At 71.9% G+C, this 19,000-nt stretch carries 17 protein-coding genes and 1 pseudogene; 13 read left to right on the top strand and 5 right to left on the bottom strand.

Annotation, left to right across the window (positions count from 1 at the left end; translation table 11 throughout):
• Positions 1-404: 404 nt before the first annotated feature.
• Positions 405-1,499 (bottom strand): peptidase, encoded by a 1,095-nt coding sequence (locus AB0H81_RS28200; RefSeq protein WP_358380601.1) that lies wholly within the window; start codon positions 1,497-1,499, stop codon positions 405-407.
• 195 nt (positions 1,500-1,694) lie between these two features.
• Between AB0H81_RS28200 and dxr the strand changes: the two genes are divergently transcribed.
• From dxr to AB0H81_RS28220, 4 genes are all read left to right on the top strand, one after another.
• On the top strand, positions 1,695-2,885 hold the full coding sequence (gene dxr, locus AB0H81_RS28205; RefSeq protein WP_358380603.1) for a 1-deoxy-D-xylulose-5-phosphate reductoisomerase: 1,191 nt from the start codon (positions 1,695-1,697) through the stop codon (positions 2,883-2,885).
• Positions 2,886-2,926: 41 nt separating this feature from the next.
• On the top strand, positions 2,927-4,093 hold the full coding sequence (ispG, locus tag AB0H81_RS28210) for a flavodoxin-dependent (E)-4-hydroxy-3-methylbut-2-enyl-diphosphate synthase (RefSeq protein ID WP_358380605.1): 1,167 nt from the start codon (positions 2,927-2,929) through the stop codon (positions 4,091-4,093).
• 122 nt (positions 4,094-4,215) lie between these two features.
• Complete coding sequence (locus AB0H81_RS28215) at positions 4,216-5,859, top strand: alpha/beta hydrolase (RefSeq protein WP_358380607.1); 1,644 nt, start codon at positions 4,216-4,218, stop codon at positions 5,857-5,859.
• A gap of 36 nt (positions 5,860-5,895) precedes the next feature.
• Positions 5,896-6,738 (top strand): GNAT family N-acetyltransferase, encoded by an 843-nt coding sequence (locus tag AB0H81_RS28220; protein WP_358380654.1) that lies wholly within the window; start codon positions 5,896-5,898, stop codon positions 6,736-6,738.
• 9 nt (positions 6,739-6,747) lie between these two features.
• On the opposite strand, the gene AB0H81_RS28225 is transcribed toward AB0H81_RS28220, so the two are convergent.
• The 4 genes from AB0H81_RS28225 to AB0H81_RS28240 all read right to left on the bottom strand — a co-directional run bounded on the left by AB0H81_RS28225 (position 6,748) and on the right by AB0H81_RS28240 (position 10,142).
• Positions 6,748-7,143, bottom strand: a complete 396-nt coding sequence (locus AB0H81_RS28225) for a DUF3037 domain-containing protein (protein ID WP_358380609.1) — start codon at positions 7,141-7,143, stop codon at positions 6,748-6,750.
• A complete protein-coding gene (locus AB0H81_RS28230; RefSeq protein ID WP_358380611.1) occupies positions 7,140-7,952 on the bottom strand; it encodes a HipA family kinase in 813 nt (270 codons plus the stop codon). Before AB0H81_RS28230 ends, AB0H81_RS28225 begins: the two co-directional genes overlap by 4 nt.
• A gap of 73 nt (positions 7,953-8,025) precedes the next feature.
• On the bottom strand, positions 8,026-8,898 hold the full coding sequence (locus tag AB0H81_RS28235) for a TIGR03619 family F420-dependent LLM class oxidoreductase (protein WP_358380613.1): 873 nt from the start codon (positions 8,896-8,898) through the stop codon (positions 8,026-8,028).
• Positions 8,895-10,142, bottom strand: a complete 1,248-nt coding sequence (locus tag AB0H81_RS28240) for an LLM class flavin-dependent oxidoreductase (RefSeq protein ID WP_358380615.1) — start codon at positions 10,140-10,142, stop codon at positions 8,895-8,897. Before AB0H81_RS28240 ends, AB0H81_RS28235 begins: the two co-directional genes overlap by 4 nt.
• A gap of 95 nt (positions 10,143-10,237) precedes the next feature.
• Here AB0H81_RS28240 and AB0H81_RS28245 point away from each other — a divergent pair, with 95 nt between their 5' ends.
• From AB0H81_RS28245 to AB0H81_RS28285, 9 genes and pseudogenes are all read left to right on the top strand, one after another.
• Positions 10,238-11,065: an LLM class F420-dependent oxidoreductase gene (locus tag AB0H81_RS28245; protein WP_358380617.1), complete on the top strand. Its 828-nt coding sequence runs from the start codon at positions 10,238-10,240 to the stop codon at positions 11,063-11,065.
• Between the two features lie 195 nt (positions 11,066-11,260).
• The gene (locus AB0H81_RS28250) at positions 11,261-13,417 is read left to right on the top strand and encodes a PASTA domain-containing protein (RefSeq protein WP_358380619.1); all 2,157 of its coding nucleotides are present in this window, start codon (positions 11,261-11,263) and stop codon (positions 13,415-13,417) included.
• Between the two features lie 976 nt (positions 13,418-14,393).
• The gene (gene aac(3), locus AB0H81_RS28255; protein ID WP_358380621.1) at positions 14,394-15,245 is read left to right on the top strand and encodes an aminoglycoside 3-N-acetyltransferase; all 852 of its coding nucleotides are present in this window, start codon (positions 14,394-14,396) and stop codon (positions 15,243-15,245) included.
• Between the two features lie 150 nt (positions 15,246-15,395).
• Positions 15,396-15,527 carry a hypothetical protein gene (locus AB0H81_RS28260; RefSeq protein ID WP_358380623.1) on the top strand — a complete coding sequence of 44 codons (132 nt, stop codon included), beginning with the start codon at positions 15,396-15,398 and terminating at the stop codon, positions 15,525-15,527.
• An 18-nt stretch (positions 15,528-15,545) separates the two neighbouring features.
• Positions 15,546-16,436, top strand: coding sequence for an aminoglycoside phosphotransferase family protein (locus AB0H81_RS28265; RefSeq protein ID WP_358380656.1), 891 nt, complete (start codon positions 15,546-15,548; stop codon positions 16,434-16,436).
• A gap of 110 nt (positions 16,437-16,546) precedes the next feature.
• Entirely contained in the window at positions 16,547-17,605 is a 1,059-nt protein-coding gene (locus AB0H81_RS28270; RefSeq protein WP_358380625.1) for a substrate-binding domain-containing protein, read from the top strand.
• A 114-nt stretch (positions 17,606-17,719) separates the two neighbouring features.
• The gene (locus AB0H81_RS28275) at positions 17,720-17,923 is read left to right on the top strand and encodes an Arc family DNA-binding protein (protein WP_358380627.1); all 204 of its coding nucleotides are present in this window, start codon (positions 17,720-17,722) and stop codon (positions 17,921-17,923) included.
• Positions 17,920-18,294, top strand: coding sequence for a Fic family protein (locus AB0H81_RS28280; RefSeq protein ID WP_358380629.1), 375 nt, complete (start codon positions 17,920-17,922; stop codon positions 18,292-18,294). Before AB0H81_RS28275 ends, AB0H81_RS28280 begins: the two co-directional genes overlap by 4 nt.
• 136 nt (positions 18,295-18,430) lie before the next feature.
• A pseudogene (locus AB0H81_RS28285) lies at positions 18,431-18,997 on the top strand (ROK family protein); the annotation flags it as partial.
• Between the last annotated feature and the right edge of the window lie 3 nt (positions 18,998-19,000).

Consider the following 19,000-nt stretch of genomic DNA (forward strand, 5'->3'; position numbering starts at 1 on the left):
GTGATCATCCTGCCGATCGTGTTCGTGCTGCTGTTCGCGTACGTGTTCGGCAGCACCGGGCTGGCGCGGGGGCTCCGGCGTCGCGCCGATGAGGGCGGGCCCCATCAGCCCCGCGACGAGCGGAACGGCCGCCAGCAGTGGGGAGCTCAGGGTCATGAGACCCGAGTGTGCACTACGTCTTGTGGTCTCGTGACTACATCGGGTGAAAAGCTTCACCGATGTTCCTCCGAAGACGCCTCGCACCGCGTGCGGAGCCGTGTCCCCCAGGGACAAGAACTCCGCCCGCGTGATGCTCATCCGGGCTGGTCTGGCCCCGGCTGGTGCTGATCGCGTAAGACCTGACCGTCCGCCGGACGGCCGGGCAGCGTGAGCCGGGAATCCCCCGCCTTCAGACGGGGGAGCAGTCAAAGTGCATTGGTGGTCTGCGCCGCTTGGTAAAGGGCCTGTGCCTCGTTGCCGAAGAACGGGCCCATCATGACGTTCGGCGCGAAGTTGTACTTGAAGCTGTTGACGGAGTTCAGCCAGCCGAGGCCGGTCCGCTCGTCGAAGCCCCGGAACCACGGGCCGCCGCTGGAGCCCCCGGTCATCCGGCAGGCGAGCCCCTGGTCCTGGGTCATGACCGTGTCGTTGAAGGAGCGCCCGCTGCAGTAGATCAGCGCCGAGCCGTCGAACGGCGCCGCCGCCGGGTAGCCGAAGGCGAACGTCTGCCGCTGCCGGGGCTGGTTGAACGCGACGCCCTGGCCGCCGACCGCGTCCACCAGTGTGCGGCCCTGGAGCGGCGCCACCACGGCGGCGCCGATGTCGAAGTTGATGTCCTCGCGGGCGTTCCACTGGGAGGTGGTCAGCAGCCGGGTGGCCACCCACGTGCCGAGGGGCCGCCGGCCGTTGTCGAACCCCGGGACGAACACCCAGTTGCGGTGGAAGGCGCCGCCCATCTTGACGCAGTGCCCGGCGGTCATCACGACGCTCTTGTTCGCGCTGGTCACGGCCGTGCCGGAGCAGGAGGCGTTGCCGCCGCCGGCCGTGGTGAAGAACACGCGCCCGACGGTGCGCACGACGGCGCCGCCGTCGACCCATCGCAGGCCGGTGCTGTTGGGCACCACCTCCGCCCGCTGACGGGCGGCGACGGTCGTGACGCGCAGCGGCCCTCGCTGGGGGAGTGCGGCCGAGGCGCCGCGCGTGGCCCACGGGTTGCCCTGGGTCGGCTGGTCGAAGCCGGTGGAGCGCCGGGGCCTGGGCGTGTCGTACGGCCGCGCCGCCAGCATGCGTCGCGACGTCCAGTACTCCAGGACCGACCTGCGGTCCGACGACGAGTCCGTGGCGGACCACCGGACCGGCCCCGGCTCGGCGGCGGTGGTGCCCGCGCCGGACCGTGATCCGGCCTGGGCGGGCCCGGCGGCGGCCAGGGCCGTCACGGTCGTCGTGGCGAGCGCGACGGCGGAGAGCAGGGCGAGTCTGCGGTGCATGACGGCGAAGAGCAGGGCGACTCTGCGGTGCATTACGTACCTCCCGAAACCGGATCTGCCGAAGGGAGGTACGTGTGGGATATCGGGTTTTTCTCAAGGTATGCGCAGACGGGTATAGCGCGATTACCCCACGAACTCCGCGCGGCACTCCCCGTCACAAATGGCGCGGGTTTCGGGTGGGTCACGGCCGCGTGCCCGGGCGAGCCGGAGAGCGGGGAGAATGGACGTGTGCATGCAGAGACCCTCCGCTCCGTCGTCGTGCTCGGCTCCACCGGCTCGATCGGCACCCAGGCGATCGACGTCATCACCGCCCATCCCGGTAGGTTCCGGGTCGCCGGGCTGGCGGCCGGGGGCGGCCGGGTCGACCTGCTCGCCCGGCAGGCCGCCGAGCTGGGCGCCGAGGTGGTCGCCGTGGCCGACGCCGCCCGCGTGCCGGAGTTGAAGGAGGCGCTGGCCGCCCTCGGCGCCGCGCCCGTGGTGCTCGGCGGCCCCGACGGCGTCGCCGAGGTGGCCGGGTGGCGGTGCGACATCGTGCTCAACGGCATCACCGGCGCGCTCGGCCTCACCTCGACGCTGGTCGCCCTGGAGGCGGGCCGCACGCTCGCGCTGGCCAACAAGGAGTCGCTGATCGTCGGCGGGCCGCTGGTCAAGCGGCTGGCCAAGCCGGGCCAGATCGTCCCCGTCGACTCCGAGCACTCGGCGGTGCAGCAGTGCCTGTGGGCGGCCGGTCCCCACGGCCACGACCCCGACGCGGTCAGGAAGCTGGTCATCACGGCCAGCGGCGGGCCGTTCCGGGGGCGGACGCGCGCCGAGATGGCCGATGTGACGCCCGAGATGGCGCTGGCCCACCCCACCTGGTCGATGGGGCCGATGATCACGGTCAACTCCGCCACCCTGGTCAACAAGGGGCTGGAGGTCATCGAGGCGCACCTGCTGTTCGACCTCGGGTTCGATCGGATCGACGTCGTGGTGCACCCTCAGTCGATCATCCACTCCATGGTGGAGTACGTCGACGGCTCCACCATCGCCCAGGCCAGCCCGCCCGACATGCGGCTGCCCATCGCGCTCGCGCTCGGCCACCCCGGCCGTCTGGCGGGCGCGGCCTCGCCCGTCGACTGGACCAGCGCCCACACCTGGACCTTCGAGCCGCTCGACGACGAGGCGTTCCCCGCCGTCGCGCTGGCCCGCCACGTCGGCGAGGCCGGCGGCACCGCGCCCGCCGTCTACAACGCGGCCAACGAGGCGTGCCTTGAGGCGTTCCTGGGCGGCGGGCTGCCGTTCCTGGCCATCGTCGACACGGTCGCCCGGGTCGTGGAAGAGCACGAGGTCACCCCGGCCGGCTCCGTGGAGGAGGTGCTGGCCGCCGATGCCTGGGCCCGGGCCCGGGCGGCGGAGCTCGCGGCGGGGCAGTCCCGCTGACTTCCTAGACTGGACATCGTCTTCGACACCTAAGGGTAGAAATGTCTTCTGTAGCACTCGGCATCCCGACGGTCCGGCCCAAGCCGCTCGCCGAACGCCGCCACTCCCGCCAGATCAGGGTCGGCGACGTGCTCGTCGGGGGCGACGCGCCCGTCTCCGTGCAGTCGATGACCACCACGGTCACCGCCGACGTCAACTCCACCCTGCAGCAGATCGCCGAGCTCACGGCCGCCGGGTGCCAGATCGTCCGTGTGGCCGTGCCGTCCCAGGACGACGCCGACGCGCTGCCGATCATCGCCCGCAAGTCGCAGATCCCGGTGATCGCCGACATCCACTTCCAGCCCAAGTACGTCTTCGCCGCCATCGAGGCGGGCTGCGCGGCGGTGCGCGTCAACCCGGGCAACATCAAGAAGTTCGACGACAAGGTGGGCGAGATCGCCAAGGCGGCGGCCGACCACGGCGTGCCCATCCGCATCGGCGTCAACGCCGGCTCGCTCGACCCGCGGCTGCTCCAGAAGTACGGCAAGGCCACCCCGGAGGCGCTGGTCGAGTCGGCGCTGTGGGAATGCTCGCTGTTCGAGGAGCACGGCTTCCGCGACATCAAGATCTCGGTCAAGCACAACGACCCCGTCGTGATGATCAACGCCTACCGGCTGCTCGCGGCGAAGTGCGACTACCCCCTGCACCTGGGCGTCACCGAGGCCGGCCCTGCCTTCCAGGGCACGATCAAGTCGGCTGTCGCGTTCGGCGCGCTGCTGGCCGAGGGCATCGGCGACACGATCCGCGTCTCGCTGTCGGCGCCCCCCGTCGAGGAGGTCAAGGTCGGCGCGCAGATCCTGGAGTCGCTCGGGCTGCGCGAGCGCGGCCTGGAGATCGTCTCCTGCCCGTCGTGCGGGCGCGCCCAGGTCGACGTCTACACGCTGGCCGAGCAGGTGCAGGCCGGGCTCGAGGGCATGAAGGTGCCGCTGCGCGTCGCGGTCATGGGCTGCGTGGTCAACGGCCCGGGTGAGGCGCGCGAGGCCGACCTGGGTGTGGCGTCCGGCAACGGCAAGGGCCAGATCTTCGTCAAGGGCGAGGTCATCAAGACCGTGCCGGAGTCGCAGATCGTCGAGACGCTCATCGAGGAGGCGCTGCGCCTGGCCGAGGAGATGGGCGTGGAGGTCGATCTCGACGACGACTCCACGGGCCCCCAGGTCACCGTCGGCTGACGCCTTTACCCATCCCTCTGGCCAGGCAATCGCTACGGTGAGCCATCTTTTGCTTACAGCATGGCAAAGGTTCGCCCATGCGAAGCGCCTGGTGTGGCCGCGGCAAGGCAGCATCTTCAGCCATGAGACGGGTGAAGCGGTACGTCCGGGTCGCGGCGGCTGTGGTGACGCTGGCCGGTGGGGTGGTGAGCGCCGGGGGCTCCCCGGCGGCGGCCGGCGGTCCCGCGCCCGCGGGCGAGCCCTCGCGGGCGGGGGTCCAGTGGACGGCCTGCCCGGCCGACGACCGGGCCGCCGCCTCCACTCAGGCCACCTCCACTCAGGCCACCTCCGCGCGAGCCGCCGAGGTCGAGTGCGGCGACGTCCGCGTCCCGCTCGACCACCGCGCGCCGCTCGGCCAGTCCATCACGATCGCCGTCAACCGGATCCCGGCCACCGTCCCCCGCGACGGCGGCCGCTACCTCGGCACCCTGCTGGTCAACCCCGGCGGCCCGGGCGGCTCCGGACGCGAGCTGGCCGAGTTCGTCGCCGGCGCCCTGCCCGCCGAGCTGGCCGGCCGCTACGACGTCGTCGGGTTCGACCCGCGTGGCGTCGGCCGCAGCAGGCCGGCCATGCACTGCGTCGACCCCCGCACCTACTACGCCCCGCCCCGCCCCGACGCCGTGCCCCGCGACGAGGCCGAGGAACGCGTCCTGCTCGGACGGGCCCAGGAGTACGCGAACCGGTGCGGCGCCCTGTGGCCGTGGCTGCTGCCGCACATGACCACCGCCGACTCCGCCCGCGACATGGACCGCGTCCGCGCCGCGCTCGGCGAGGAGAAGATCACCTACCTCGGCTACTCCTACGGCACCTACCTCGGCGCCGTCTACGCCACGCTCTTCCCGCACAGGGTTCGCCGCCTGGTGCTCGACAGCTCCGTCGACCCCGGCGCCGTCTGGTATCAGGCCAACCTCAACCAGGACGTCGCCTTCGACCGCCGGCACCGCGACTTCCTGGCCTGGGTGGCCCGCCACAACGACGTCTACCGGCTCGGCCGCACCGCGGAGCAGACCTCGTTCGCCTGGTACGCGATGCGCGCCCGGCTGCGCGAGCACCCGGCGGGCGGCGTGGTGGGGCCGAGCGAGCTCGACGACGTCTTCAGCGCCGGCGGCTACTCCGACCGCCTCTGGCCGCAGCTGGCCTCCGCCTGGTCCCGGTACGTACGGCAGGGCGAGGTGAGCGGCCTGCTCGACGGCTACGACCGGCTCGGCGGCCACACCACCGACGACGAGAACGGCTACGCCGTCTACCTGGGCGTCCAGTGCGCCGACGCGCCGTGGCCCCGCGACTGGGCCGCCTGGGACGCCGACATGGCCCCGCTGCACCGCCGCGCCCCGTTCCTCACCTGGCCGAACGCCTGGTACAACGCCCCCTGCGCGTTCTGGCCCCAGCCCGGGGGCACGCCCGTGAACGTCCGCGGGAGCGCCGGGCTGCCGCCCATCCTCATGATCCAGTCGCGGGGCGACGCCGCCACCCCGTACCAGGGGGCGCTCAACCTGCTGCGCAGGCTCCCCACGGCGCGGATGGTCGTCGAGGGCGGCGGCAACCACGGCATCTCCCTGACCGGCAACGCGTGCGTCGACCGGCACCTGGCCACCTACCTGACGGAGGGGAAGGTGCCGCAGCGGACCGCCGTCTGCCCGGCCATGCCCGAGCCCCGCGCGGTGGACCGGATGGCCGCCCGGCACGCCCGTGGACAGGAATCCCTCACCCAGGCCCTGTCAGGATGAGCCAATCGGTGGGCCTTCGCGTAGTCTGACCATGTGATGCTGCGTACCTCGGCGTCGCGCGTGCTCGATGACAGCGACCGGGACGAGGCTCTGGCCTTGCTCGACAGCGACCCGGTCGCGAACGTCTTCGTCGCCTCCCGCGTGCGGACCGTCGGCCTCAACCAGGCCCGGCTCGGCGGGCAGATGTGGGGGTTCGGGCCGCGTGGCGGGCTCGTCTCGCTGTGCTATGCCGGCGCCAACCTGGTGCCGGTCAACGCCGGCCCGGAGGCCGTGCACGCTTTCGCCGACCGCGCGCGCAAGCAGGGACGGCGCTGCTCGTCCATCGTGGGCCCGGCCGACGCCGTCTCGCTGCTGTGGGAGCGGCTGGAGCCGCACTGGGGCCGGGCGAGGGCCATCCGGTGGGCGCAGCCGGTCATGGCCACCTCCCAGAAGTCGCCCGTGCCCATCGACCCGCTGGTGCGCCGGGTGCGGCCGGAGGAGTTCGACATCCTCCTGCCGGCCTGCGTGGCGATGTTCACCGAGGAGGTCGGGGTCTCGCCCAACCTGGGAGACGGCGGCGCCCTCTACCGCACCCGGGTGTCGGAGCTGATCCGCATCGGCCGCTCGTACGCGCGCATCGAGGACGGGCGGGTGGTGTTCAAGGCGGAGATCGGCGCGGTGACGCCGCTCGCCTGCCAGGTGCAGGGCGTGTGGGTGGATCCCGAGCTGCGCGGCCAGGGCTTCGCCGTCGCCGGCATGGCCGCGGTCGTCGAGGCCGCGCTGGCGTGCTTCGCGCCCGTCGTCACTCTGTACGTCAACGACTTCAACACCCCGGCCCGCGCCGTCTACCGCAAGGTCGGCTTCCACGAGGTGGACACGTTCATGTCCGTGCTGTTCTGAGGCGCGTCGCTAGAGCCTGACCAGCTTGTCGAAGAGCCGGGCCAGCTCCGTGCCGGGGTCGGCGGTGAGCCCCGCGTGGACCGGGCCCGCCTGCACGATGGTGCTGCGGGGCGCGGTGAGCCAGCGGAACCTGCCGCCCAGCGACTCGCCGGCCAGCGGGCCCGCGTCCTCGCCGCAGGCCAGCTCGTACGCGCCGAGGGCCCGCTGGACGGCCTCGATGTCGGCGTCGGGGTCGAGGGCGCGCAGCCGGACGGCGTCGAGGTGGACCCGCGCGCACAGGTAGCCGCGCGGCTGGCAGTACAGGAGCACGCCCGCGTTGATCAGCTCGCCGCGTTCGACGCGGGGCATGACCCGGATCACCGCGTACTCGTAGACGTCCCTCACCAGGGGCTCCGCGGTGCTCATCGGCCGTCTCCCCGCCAGAACTCGCCGACCGAGCCCGGACCCGGCTGCCGCGCGGGCGGTGGCGGCTCGTGGGTGAGCCACGCGCGGGGCCCGTGCGTGCGGCTCAGCAGGTGCTCGACGTAGGCGTCGCGGACGTCCTGCGCCGAGCCGAAGCCCGGCTCGTCGTCGAGCCACTCGTCGGGCACCAGCGCCGTGACGGTGCGCAGCAGCTCCGGCGTGATCCGCGCGGCCAGCTCGGCCCCGGCGGCCTCGACGCCCGTGGCGAACGGGGCCAGCACGTGGTCTCCCGCGTCGAACGGGCGCTGCGGGTCGGCGGTGCGCCAGTTGTGGTGGAACCACAGCGCCGCGCCGTGGTCGATCAGCCAGATGTCGCCGTGCCAGAGCAGCAGGTTGGGGTTGCGCCAGCTGCGGTCGATGTTGTGGATCAGCCCGTCGAACCAGACGACCCTCGACGCGAACGCGGGGTCGGGCGTCCAGGCGAGCGGGTCGAAGCCGAGCGCCCCGGGCAGGAAGTCGATCGCCAGATTGCGGCCGGAGCTGGCCTTGAGCAGGTCCTGCACCTCCTCGTCCGGCTCGCGGACGCCGAGCTGCGGGTCGAGGTCGATGAGCTTGAGGTCGGGTGTGCGCAGGCCGAGCCGCCGGGCCAGCTCCGCGCAGATGATCTCGGCGACGAGGACCCGCCGGCCCTGGCCGGCCTCGCGGAACTTCACCACGTACGTACCGAGGTCGTCGGCCTCGACGACCCCCGGCAGCGATCCGCCCTCCCGCAGCGGCGTCACGTAACGCGTGGCCGCGATGGATTCCAGCACGGCACGAGGGTATCGGACCAGCGCTCCCGCGGTGATCTCCGCGCCCTTCGCGGGGCGAGGAGCGGCGGCCGGGTCACATCTTGGCGATGACCTCCTCGGCGAAGCGCTCCATCGTGGCGATCTTGAGTTCCAGGGTGCCCTCGCCGTACCGGGTCTTCTCCTCCGGCGTGGCGAGCCACCACGGCGCCGCCATCGTCCCCGTGACGCCCTTGGCGGCGAAGCGGCGGTAGGTCGCGGCGTCCGGCATGACGGCCAGCGGCGCGATGATCTCGAAGCCGTCGTCGTCGCGGCCGCGCTCGCGCAGCAACGCCCGCAGGTCGGCCAGGACGGTCTCGAACTGCTCCTCGGTGTAGACGCGGTTGCCGATCCAGCCGTCGCCGAGCCGGGCGGCGCGGCGCAGCGCGGCCTCGCTGTCCCCGCCGACGATCACGGGGACGGGCCGGTCCGGCACGGGCGCGATCGACAGCTCGGGCAGGCCGTCCACCGTCACGGCCCGGCCCGTCCACAGCTCGCGCAGCACGGGGATCATCGCGTCGAGCCGGCGGCCCCGCGTGTGGAAGTCCTGCCCGGTGGCCAGGAACTCCTCCTTGCACCAGCCGACGCCCACCCCGAAGCTCACCCGGTCACCGGACAGCACCGCCGCCGTCGAGACCTGCTTGGCCACGGTGAACAGGTCGCGGGCCGGGGCGATGTAGACGTTCGGCGAGAAGCGCAGCGTGCTCGTCACGGCGGCCATCGCGCCGATCGTCACCCACACGTCCGGCCAGTGCGTGCGCGCGTCCCAGCGCGGCCGGCCCGACCGGGAGTAGGGGTACGGCGAGGCGAAGTCGGCGTAGAACAGGTGGTCCGACAGCGTCAGCGTGTCGAACCCGCACCGCTCGGCCCCCCGGGCCAGCTCCAGGTACTGGCCGGTGTCCGTGAACGAGGCCCCCAGCCAGAACCTCACCGGAACTCCGGGATGACCTTGGTGGCGAACAGCTCCAGGTTGCGCTTGACCGTGTCGAGCGGCAGCACGCCCTGCTGCCCCTGCATGTACAGGCCGAACCACTCCAGGTCCGGCATCCGGTCGAGCATCCGCTGGATGCCGCGCTTGACGTCGTCCGGGGTGCCGAACAGCGCCATCTCGACGTCGTTCATCCGCTTGGCGTCGCCCTTCTCCGGCGAGATGGGCTTGTGCTTCTCGTCCTCCTTCTTGCGCAGCACCTCCAGGTAGCCGAACGGGCCGAAGAACGCGGCGAAGTCCTTGGGGATGCTGCGGCCGAAGGTGTTGATGGCCTCCTCGGTCGTGTCGGCGATACCCACGATCTTGAGGATGCCGGTGTGCTCGCCCAGCTTGTAGTCGCGGCCCTGCCGGGCGGACTCCTCCTGGTAGAGCTTGGCCTTGGCGGCGTGGTCGTCGGGGTTGGGGGTGAACATCCACGGCAGGATGTCCTCCTGCGCCGCCCTGATGACCGAGCGGTCGGAGATGGTGAACGGCTGCCACAGCTCCGGGTAGGGGTTCTGGTAGGGCCGCGGGCAGACCGAGACGGCCCGCACCCTGCCCTCGTCGTCCAGTTCGTCCGGGGCGCCGAAGGTGCGGGTCCAGTCCTGGGCGGGCCAGCCCTCGATACCTTCGTACGGGTAGGGCACCTCGTACTCCAGCACGTCCGACTTGTAGCGGAGAGTCTCCTGCGTCCACGCCATCTTCATGATCTTCAGGACCTCACCGAAGACGTCGAAGTTGCGCGTGTCGGAGGCCGAGCCGTCGGAACGCGCGGCCGCCGCGTGCCAGCGCTGCCCGAGCACGTTCATCCACCGGTTCTGGTAGCCGCGCGCCACGCCCAGCCGCAGCCGCCCCCTGCAGAACTGGTCGAGCAGGGCCACGTCCTCGGCCGCCCTGATCGGGTCCCAGGCGGGCAGCACCATGCCGAGCGGCGCGAGCAGGATCCGTTCGGTCCGGGCCGCCAGGTCGGTGAGGAACATGAGCGGGTTGACCGAGAATTCCATGCCCTCCGAGTGGAAGTGATGCTCGGTCATCATCAGCGCGTCGAAGCCGATCTGGTCGGCGTGGACGGCGATCTCCCGCACCTCGTGCAGCAGCCCCTGGTACGACTCCGTGTCACGCCCGATGGGGCGCTTGGCCTTGGCGTTCTCCTCAGCCGCGTATCCGGAGCCTGGGATCTGCGGATTCAGGAAGATGGAAAACTTCACCGGGAGACCTCTTTCCACGGGGCGTTTCTCTGAGCGGCAAGCTACTCTAGAAATCTTAACCGAGCAATCGCTTGGTTAGCCTGGAGGAGGCGTGCATGCGGCTCGGGGTCACGATGTTCACCACCGACCGGGCCATGCCGGTCCACGAGCTCGCCAGGGCGGCCGAGGAGCGCGGCTTCGCCTCCCTCTACGTCCCCGAGCACACCCACATCCCCGTCTCACGCCGCACGCCCCCGCCCAACGGGGAGAGCGAGCTGCCGGAGCCGTACCGGCGCACCCTCGACCCGCTGGTCGCGCTCTCCTACGCCGCCGCCGTCACCGAACGCCTGCGCGTCGGCACCGGCATCCTGCTCGCCGCCCAGCGCGACCCCGTCGTCACCGCCAAGGCCGTCGCCAGCCTCGACCACCTGTCGGGCGGGCGCGTGGTGCTCGGCGTCGGCTTCGGCTGGAACGTCGAGGAGATGGCCGACCACGGCGTCCCGTACGGGGCGCGGCGGGAGATGGCGCGCGAGCACGTGCTGGCCATGCGGGCGCTGTGGCGCGACGAGGTCGCCTCCTACGACGGCCGTTTCGCCCGCTTCGCGCCCTCCTGGTCCTGGCCCAAGCCGGTCTCCGGCCCGCCCGTCCACATCGGCGGCGCGGCGGGACCGAAGATGTTCGCCCACGTCGCCGAGTACGCCGACGGCTGGATGCCCATCGGCGGCAAGGGGATCAAGGCCGCCCTCCCGGCGCTGCGGGAGGCGTGCGAGAAGGCCGGGCGGCCGATGGCCCGGGTGATCCCGTTCGGCACGCTCCCGACGCGCGAGAAGCTCGACTACTACGCGGAGCTAGGGATCGAGGAGACCGTGGCGAACCTGCCGAGCGGCCCGGCCGACGTGGTGCTGCCCGCTCTGGATGAGTACGCCCGGCTCATCGCCGGCTGACAGCGGTGCTTACCCTCGCGGTGAGCACCGTGCCGCGCTCGGGTGCCATGGATGTCACCACTTCGGGAAATGTCCGGCGGCTTTCTGACCTTGAGTGTCACGGTCCGGTGGCGATGCGGGCAGGACCGTTGACTCTCCGCCGCCGGTTGCCTTCAGTGGAAGGTGATGTGGGGTGGCGGCGAGGGGAGGCGCCCCGTGCCAACGGCGCAGCCGCTCAGGACGGGGGACCCGCGGCGGCTCGGCTCGTACGAGCTGACCGGGCGCCTGGGCGAGGGCGGTCAGGGCGTGGTGTTCCTCGGTTCGAGGGGCGAGGAGACCTACGCGGTCAAGCTGCTGCACGGACCCGTCGGGGACGAGCGGGCGGCGTTCCTGCGGGAGGTGGAGCTGGCCAAGCACGTGGCCAGGTTCTGCACCGCGCAGGTGGTCGAGGCCGGGTTCGACGAGGGCCGGCCGTACATCGTGAGCGAGTACGTCGACGGGCCGTCGCTGCAACGGCACGTCATGCTCACCGGGCCGCGCGGCGGCGCCGCGCTGGAACGCCTCGCGGTCAGCACCGCGACGGCGCTCGCGGCGATCCACCGGGCCGGCATCGTCCACCGCGACTTCAAGCCGCAGAACGTGCTGCTCGGCGTCGACGGGCCGCGCGTCATCGACTTCGGGCTGGCCAGAGCCCTCGACGCGGCCGCCACGGTCAGCGGCAGGGGAGTGGGCACCCCCGCGTACATGGCGCCCGAGCAGATCACCGCCTCGGCGGTCACCGGGGCCGCGGACGTGTTCTCGTGGGGCGCCACGATGTGCTTCGCGGCCAACGCGGTGGCGCCGTTCGGCCAGGACTCGGTGGCGCCGGTGCTGCACCGCATCCTCACCGCGCCGCCCGAGCTCGGACGGTTGGACGGGCGGCTGCGCGACATCGTGGCGGTGTGCCTCGACAAGGACGCCCGCAACCGGCCGAGCAGCAGGGAACTGCTGCTCGAACTGCTGGGGGACGCGGAGGGCGTGCCGGCGGAGGTGCTGCGTTCGCCTCCGCCCCACATCCTGCGTACCCCGGCGCCGGCGCCTGGCCCGGCCGTCGCGCCCGAGGAGGCCGGGGAGGCCTTCGCGTCGTCTCATGTGGCGTACGCGCTGGCGGGCTCCTCCCCGCTGGGCCCGGGCCACGCGCCACTCGCCCCCGGCTCCCTCCCTCCCGAGCCCTTCGCGGGCGCCTCCGGAGACGCGCCGCTCGCCCAGCCCGAGGTGACCGGCGCCCCCCACGGCTACGTCCTCCCCGAGGGCGCGTCCTTCCGCGCCGGACGTCCCCCCGAGGGAGGCCCCCGGCCGGGCGGCGCCGTCTATCCCGCGGCCGGGACGTACGGCTCGCCCCTCGGCACCGGGCCCGGACCGGGCGACAGCGAGCAGACGCGACACGTCGGGCAGGCGTTCAACCGGGCCGGCCTGGCCGTCTCCGCCGCCCTCCTGGTGAGCGCGGCGGTGCTGGTCACGGTCGTGGTCCCGGCGTTCCGGCACGCGGGCCCGGACCCCGCCGCCGCCCGTCCCACCGTCATCACCAGCGCCCCCGCCGGCACGATGCCCGACCGCGCCACCCCTCACCGGGATCGGCACAGCACCGGGGCGCAGCAGCCTGTCACCGACCCCGCCACGGCACCGAGCGCCGACCCCCCGGCGCGGGTGCCCGCCGGCATCCAGGTCCCGTCGCTGGCCGGTCTCGACCGCGGCGCGGCGGTCAAGGCTCTCCAGCGCGCCGGTCTCGTACCCGGCACGGTCACGCGGGTGGACTCCCCACGCAAGGTCGGCCAGGTGCTCGGCACGCAACCCCAGGCCGGGGCGGCTGTGCCCAAGGGGACGGCCGTCGCGCTGCGGGTGTCGGCCGGACTGGTCGTGCCCGCCGTCACCGGCATGCGCCGCGGGGCCGCCGAGACGGCCGTGACCAGCGCCGGTCTCGCGCTGGGCGCGGTGACCACGTCCTGCTCGGCCCGTCCGGACGGGCAGGTCCTTTCCTCCAGCCCGCAGGGGGGCACGCGGGTGGCCGGCGGCAGCAAGGTGACGCTCGCGGTGTCCAAGCAGGGCACGAAGATGCCGGGCGTGCTCGGCCGTACGGGCGAGGGCGCGAGCGGCACGCTGCGCGCCGCCGGGTTCGCGGTGACGCAGGACACCCGGCTGGTGACGGACGAGGCGCGCGCCGGCACGGTCCTCGCACAGAGCGTCGCGGCCGGCACCTGCGCGAAGCAGGGCGCGGCCGTGGTGCTCACGGTCGGCGTCCTGGCCCAGAGCGACCCCGACCCCACGGAACCCTCCGACCCCCCGGCCACGGAGAGCCCCACCCCGACCTCCACCACGACCGAGCGACCCGCCTGAACTCGCGGTGGAGGGCTCGGGCTCAACGGCAGGGTCCTCCCCGTCGCGCGCTTCGCGCGGAGGGGCTCGGGCAGCGCCCAGTGGGGGAGCCGAGCTCCCCCACACCCCCTTGGCAAGGGGCCTCCGGCCCCCTGTACCCCCGAGCGTTCACCCACTTCCCGACCGCCGCCTTCTTGCAGGTGTCCCCAATCGAGCCACCTTGTAGTGCGATCGGAACCTTGCTTGACCAACGGATACGAGAGAAGCGGACACTATAGGCGATCTGGCTCGAGTCACCGCGAATCGGGCGGACCTGCGGCATGCTCATGGTCATCTGTGGCTGGACCGACGGCCCGCCGTACGACTTCACCGGCTGGCCCCAGCCTTGGCGGGCCGTCCTGCGCGAGGGGCATCCCGCGTACGACCTCGATCTGAACGGGGCCGTCCGATGCAACTGCTTCGCCGCGGCAGCACCCGGGCAAATCGACATCCCCGCCCCGCAAAGCCCGGTTGGAAGTAGCATGCCCGAGTCCCGGCATGGGCTCAGGTGGTAAAAGGGCAGGTCAGAAGCCCTCGTGGCGGGGCAGGCTCGGGACGGTCCAGGTGTTGTCGCCGGGAGAGGGGGCCGGAATCGGGTCCCGAAGACACCAGGAATCCCAGGGAGAACACCATGTCTATTCTGAGCTACCTCGGCATGAGCCGTCCGCCGGTGCACAAGCCTCCGGAACTGCCGGACCACGACAGCTCCGGCGCGGCACTTTCGCGCCGGCGCCGGCGTCGTCGTCACTGACCTCGACGCCCGACCCGAAAGACGCTCGGCTGGGAGATCCGGGGAGATCCCTCGCCGGGCGTCTCCATGTGGTCGCGGCCGCGTTCGCCCGGCGTCGGGACAGAACCCCAGGTGATCCGGCGCGGGCCCAGGCGCCGTCCCCGCCCGGAAGCGCGCCTGGTGGAATCCGCTGTCCTCGGCGTCCGCGCCGCCGCTATCTTTCGGATCATGGACGAGCCGGCGCTGCTCAAGCACTCCGACGGCCCGGTGACCCGCGACCGGATCGCCCGCGACCTCACCGCTCTCGGCCTCGCCGAGGGGGACGTCGTCATGTTCCACACCCGAATGTCGGCCATCGGGTACGTGGCCGGCGGCCCGCAGACGGTCATCGACGCCCTGCTCGACGTCGTGGGGGAGCGCGGCACCCTCATGGTCACCTGCGGCTGGAACGACGCACCGCCGTACGACTTCACCGACTGGCCCCAGCCGTGGCAGGAGGCCCTGCGCGAGGGGCATCCCGCGTACGACCCGGAGCTGAGCGAGGCCGACCACAACAACGGACGCCTGCCGGAGGCGCTGCGACGCCGGCCCGGCGCGGTCCGCAGCCGGCATCCGGACGCGAGCTTCGCCGCCCTCGGCGCGTCGGCGGCCGAGCTGATGGCCGGCCATCCGTGGGACGATCCGCACGGCCCCGGCAGCCCGCTGGCCAAGCTGGTCGCCGCCGGGGGCCGGGTGCTGCTGCTGGGCGCCCCTCTGGACACCCTCACGCTGCTGCACCACGCCGAGGCGCTGGCGGACGCCCCGGGGAAGAGGTTCGTGGAGTACGAGCAGCCGATCCTCGTGGACGGCGAGCGGGTCTGGCGCCGCTTCCGCGACATCGACTCCGAGGACGGGGCCTTCGACTACTCCTCCGTGGTGCCCGAGGACCGGTGGCCGTTCGCCGTCATCGCCGAGGAGATGATCGCGGCCGGTACGGGGCGGCGGGGCATGGTGGGCGCGGCCGAGAGTCACCTGTTCGAGGCCGGGGACGTGGTGCGTTTCGGCGTCGCCTGGATGGAGGAGAAGCTCGGGACGGGGTGACGAGGGCGCCGGCCCGGACGCCGCGCTTGGCCTGGTCGACTCACGAGCCCTCCCGGAGGGCAGGAACCTGCCGACGACGGTGGTGTCGACGACGCTCGAAGGCCCCCTCGCCTGGCCGGACGCGACCGCGTCCAGCTGACGATCTCCCCTGTGATCACCGGTCGGACCGGAGTGGACCCGATCTTCCAGGGGGTGGCCGACTTCGACCTCGAGCTGATCGAGAGCCGGACGCTCGACGGCCACACCCAAGAGCTCGTCTACCGGCCCACCCTGCATGGGTGAAAGAGTGCCGGCGTGAAGATGCACGCTGACCAGCTGACGGTGACGCCCGAGACGGTGCGGGCGCTGGTGGATGAGCAGTTCCCCGGGTGGCGGGAGCTGCCCGTCAGGAGAGTGGCCTCCCAGGGAACGGTCAACGCCATCTTCCGCATCGGTGATGAGCTGACGGCGCGCTTCCCTCTGCAGCCCGGGGACGTCGAGTCGATCCGGCGTGGGCTGGAGTCCGAGGCTGAGGCGGCCCGCGAGCTGGCCGGCCGCACCCGGTATCCCACGCCCGAGCCGGTCGCGCTCGGCGAACCCGGGGCGGGCTACCCGCTCCCGTGGTCGGTGCAGACGTGGCTGCCCGGTGTCGTCGCCTCCGACGAGGACCCGGGGGATTCGGTCGCGTTCGCGCACGACCTCGCCGACCTCATCAGCGACCTGCGCGCGGTCAGCACGCGCGGCCGCACCTTCGCCGGTGACGGCCGAGGAGGCGACCTGCGAGCCCATGACGCGTGGGTGGAGACCTGTCTCAGGAACAGCGAGCACCTCCTGGACATACGCCCGCTTCGCCGTTTGTGGGACACGATGCGAGACCTGCCCCGCCACCCGGCGGGAGACGTGATGACCCACGGCGATCTCATCCCCGGCAACGTCCTCGTGTCCGCGGGCCGGCTGAGCGGCATCCTGGACGTCGGCGGTTTCGGGCCGGCCGACCCCGCCCTGGACCTCGTGAGCGCGTGGCACCTGCTGGAGACGGTGCCGCGGCGGGCGCTCCGCGAGAGGCTCGGCAGCGGTGACCTCGAATGGGAACGAGGCAAGGCGTGGGCCTTCCAGCAGTCGATGGGGGCGGTCTGGTACTACGTCGACACCAACCCGGCGATGAGCCGGATGGGCCGGCGCACCTTGGACCGCATCCTGGCCGCCTCGTAGCCGCCCGGGGCTGAACTCGCACGTTTTGCCGAGTCCTTGTCCCGGCAGAGACACTTTGGGGGAAAACGTCCCTAATGCTTGGCGCAGATAGGGGCACACTCACCAATGTCATGATGCGGTTCGCCGAACCTCGCACGAGCATCACCGTCATCCGGGAAACCAGAGTCATGCGTCGCACCATACGAGCCGCTCGGCTCACGGCGTTCGCGGTCGCCGCGGCGGCGACTCTGGCCGCGTGCGGCTCTGTCGCCTCGCGTGAGGCGGGGGAGTCCGAGATCAAGATCGGGTTGATCACCAAGACGGAGACGAACCCCTATTTCGTGGCGATGAGACAGGGTGCGCAGGCCATGGCCACAGCCCGAAGCGCGACATTGATGCCTGCGGCCGGCAGGTACACCGGCGACAACGCGACCCAGGTCGCCGCGATCGAGAACATGGTGAAGGCGGGCGTCAAGGGCATCCTGATCACGCCGAACGACGCCACGGCGATCGTCCCGTCGATCAAGAAGGCTCGGGACGCAGGGGTGCTCGTCATCGCGCTGGACACGCCCACCAAGCCGCAGAACGCTACTGACGCCCTGTTCGGCACGGACAACTTCAAGGCCGGTCAGCTGATCGGCTTGTACGCCAAGGCCATGATGGGCGACAGACCGGCCAAGATCGTCACCCTGGACGCGGCGCCGGTCAGTTCCGTGAGCCGGCTTCGGCATGCCGGCTTCCTGAAAGGCTTCGGCATCGCCGAGGGCAGCCCGTCGATCGTGTGCTCCAAGTACAGCTACGGCGACCGGACCCTGAGCAGGATCATGATGCGGGATTGCCTGCGTGAAGCTCCGGACCTCAATGTGGTGTACACCGTCAACGACCCCACCGCGTTCGGCGCCCACGCCGCCCTCAAGGCCAGAGGCCGGGAGAAAAGCGTGGTCGTCGTGTCGGTCGACGGCGGCTGCGTCGGGGTCCAGGCTGTGGAGGTCGGTCAGATCGCGGCCACTGCGCAGCAGTATCCGCTGAAGATGGCAGAGATGGGCGTCCAAGCCGTCGTCGAGTACGCCGAGACGGGCGTGAAGGCATCCGGTTTCACCGACACCGGCGTCAAGCTCATCACCAACAAGCCCGTCCCCGGCATCGAATCCAAGAACACCTTCTTCGGTCGCCAGTTCTGTTGGGACTGACTTCTCACAGGCCAGGCCGGACAAGACGCGTGGTGGTCACCCAATGCCGTGAGGCAGCCCGCGGCCGCAGATTCTGTCACCGGATAATGGTGTCATGGAGTGGTACCATCCGATATGGCTGAGACACGGCTTCGGCTCCCGGATGCGACGTACGAGCAGATCAAGAAGATCGCCGGCAGTGACGGGCAGAGCGTCAACTCGGCGATGGTGGGGGCCATCGAGGAGCACATCGCCCGCAGGAGGCGTGAACGCTACCGGGCGATCGGGCGGAAGGTCGCCGAGCGCGACCGGGAACTCCTCGAGAGGCTCGCGCGGTGACCGGCTACCCGATCACCGAGGATCTCCTCGCCCTGGCCGAAGAGGTGCTGCCCGAGGTCCGTCTCCGCGACGGCGGCCAAATGCACGGCGCGGTGCTGCGTCCGCGGACGAGCGTGTTCGGTGACGACGCCTATCCGGACCTGTGGGAGAAGGCGGCGGCTCTCATGCAGAGCATCCTGATCGGGCACCCGCTCGTGGACGGCAACAAGCGGCTCGCCTGGACGGCGGCCGTGGCCTTCCTGGAGGACAACGGGGAGGTCCTGGAGTACCGGGACGTGGACGAAGCGGAAAGCCTGGTCATCGCCGTGACGACAGGGCGGCTGGAGGAGATTCCGGAACTGGCGGCACGGCTTCGCAAGCTACGTGGGTGATCAGCGAGGACAAGGCAGAGATTACGGTCGGATAGCCGTCGATCACGGCAAGCTCGCAGGGAGCTCGCCACTCGGGACTTACGGATCAGTGCTGGGTCAGTCAGTTGCGCTGCAGCCTTTGGCTGTCCCTTGAAACGTGAGGGGCTCCCGCCCAGCCGGCACCTCCGGCGTCGTGGACCGCACGGGGCGGGTCTCACTGTCGGTGACGCTGCCCGGGTGGACCGGCGTGGACCTCGCGGGGCTGGCCGGGCGGTGGTTCGGCTGCACGGGGCTGGCGGCCAACGACGCCAACCTGGCCGCGCTCGCCGAGCACTGGCGGGGCAGCGCCCAGCACGCCTCCGACGTGGTGTACGTGCTGGCCGGGCACCGGCCCGGCGCGGGCATCCTCATCGGCGGGCGGTTGCACGCGGGCCGTACGGGCGCCGCGGGGGAGATCGGCACACTGCGCCAGGTCGGCTGGGACGACGCGGCGCGCGAGCTGGTCAAGGAGGCGAGCGCCGAGGAGGTGTTCGCCGCTGCGGGCGCGGGCGACCCGGAGGCGCTGTGCCGCGTCGACCACTACGCCGAGGGGCTGGCGATCGGCGCCTCGGCGCTCGTGCTGGCCGTCGACCCCGACCTGCTGGTGATCGGCGGCGGCAAGTCGCGGGCGGGCGACGTGCTGCTCGCGCCGCTCCGCCGCCACCTCGCCGAGTTGTGCCTGAGCGCG

The sequence above is a fragment of the Nonomuraea sp. NPDC050691 genome (assembly GCF_040654455.1).
Taxonomy (GTDB): domain Bacteria; phylum Actinomycetota; class Actinomycetes; order Streptosporangiales; family Streptosporangiaceae; genus Nonomuraea.

Excerpts from the sequence above, each read along its gene's own strand:
- AB0H81_RS28245 (WP_358380617.1), top strand. The coding sequence starts at position 10,238 with ATGCGGCTCGGGGTCACGATGTTCACCACCGACCGGGCCATGCCGGTC.
- ispG (WP_358380605.1), top strand. The coding sequence starts at position 2,927 with ATGTCTTCTGTAGCACTCGGCATCCCGACGGTCCGGCCCAAGCCGCTC.
- AB0H81_RS28215 (WP_358380607.1), top strand. The coding sequence starts at position 4,216 with ATGAGACGGGTGAAGCGGTACGTCCGGGTCGCGGCGGCTGTGGTGACG.
- AB0H81_RS28275 (WP_358380627.1), top strand. The coding sequence starts at position 17,720 with ATGGCTGAGACACGGCTTCGGCTCCCGGATGCGACGTACGAGCAGATC.
- AB0H81_RS28270 (WP_358380625.1), top strand. The coding sequence starts at position 16,547 with ATGATGCGGTTCGCCGAACCTCGCACGAGCATCACCGTCATCCGGGAA.
- AB0H81_RS28265 (WP_358380656.1), top strand. The coding sequence starts at position 15,546 with ATGCACGCTGACCAGCTGACGGTGACGCCCGAGACGGTGCGGGCGCTG.
- AB0H81_RS28225 (WP_358380609.1), bottom strand. The coding sequence starts at position 7,143 with ATGAGCACCGCGGAGCCCCTGGTGAGGGACGTCTACGAGTACGCGGTG.
- AB0H81_RS28220 (WP_358380654.1), top strand. The coding sequence starts at position 5,896 with ATGCTGCGTACCTCGGCGTCGCGCGTGCTCGATGACAGCGACCGGGAC.
- AB0H81_RS28200 (WP_358380601.1), bottom strand. The coding sequence starts at position 1,499 with ATGCACCGCAGAGTCGCCCTGCTCTTCGCCGTCATGCACCGCAGACTC.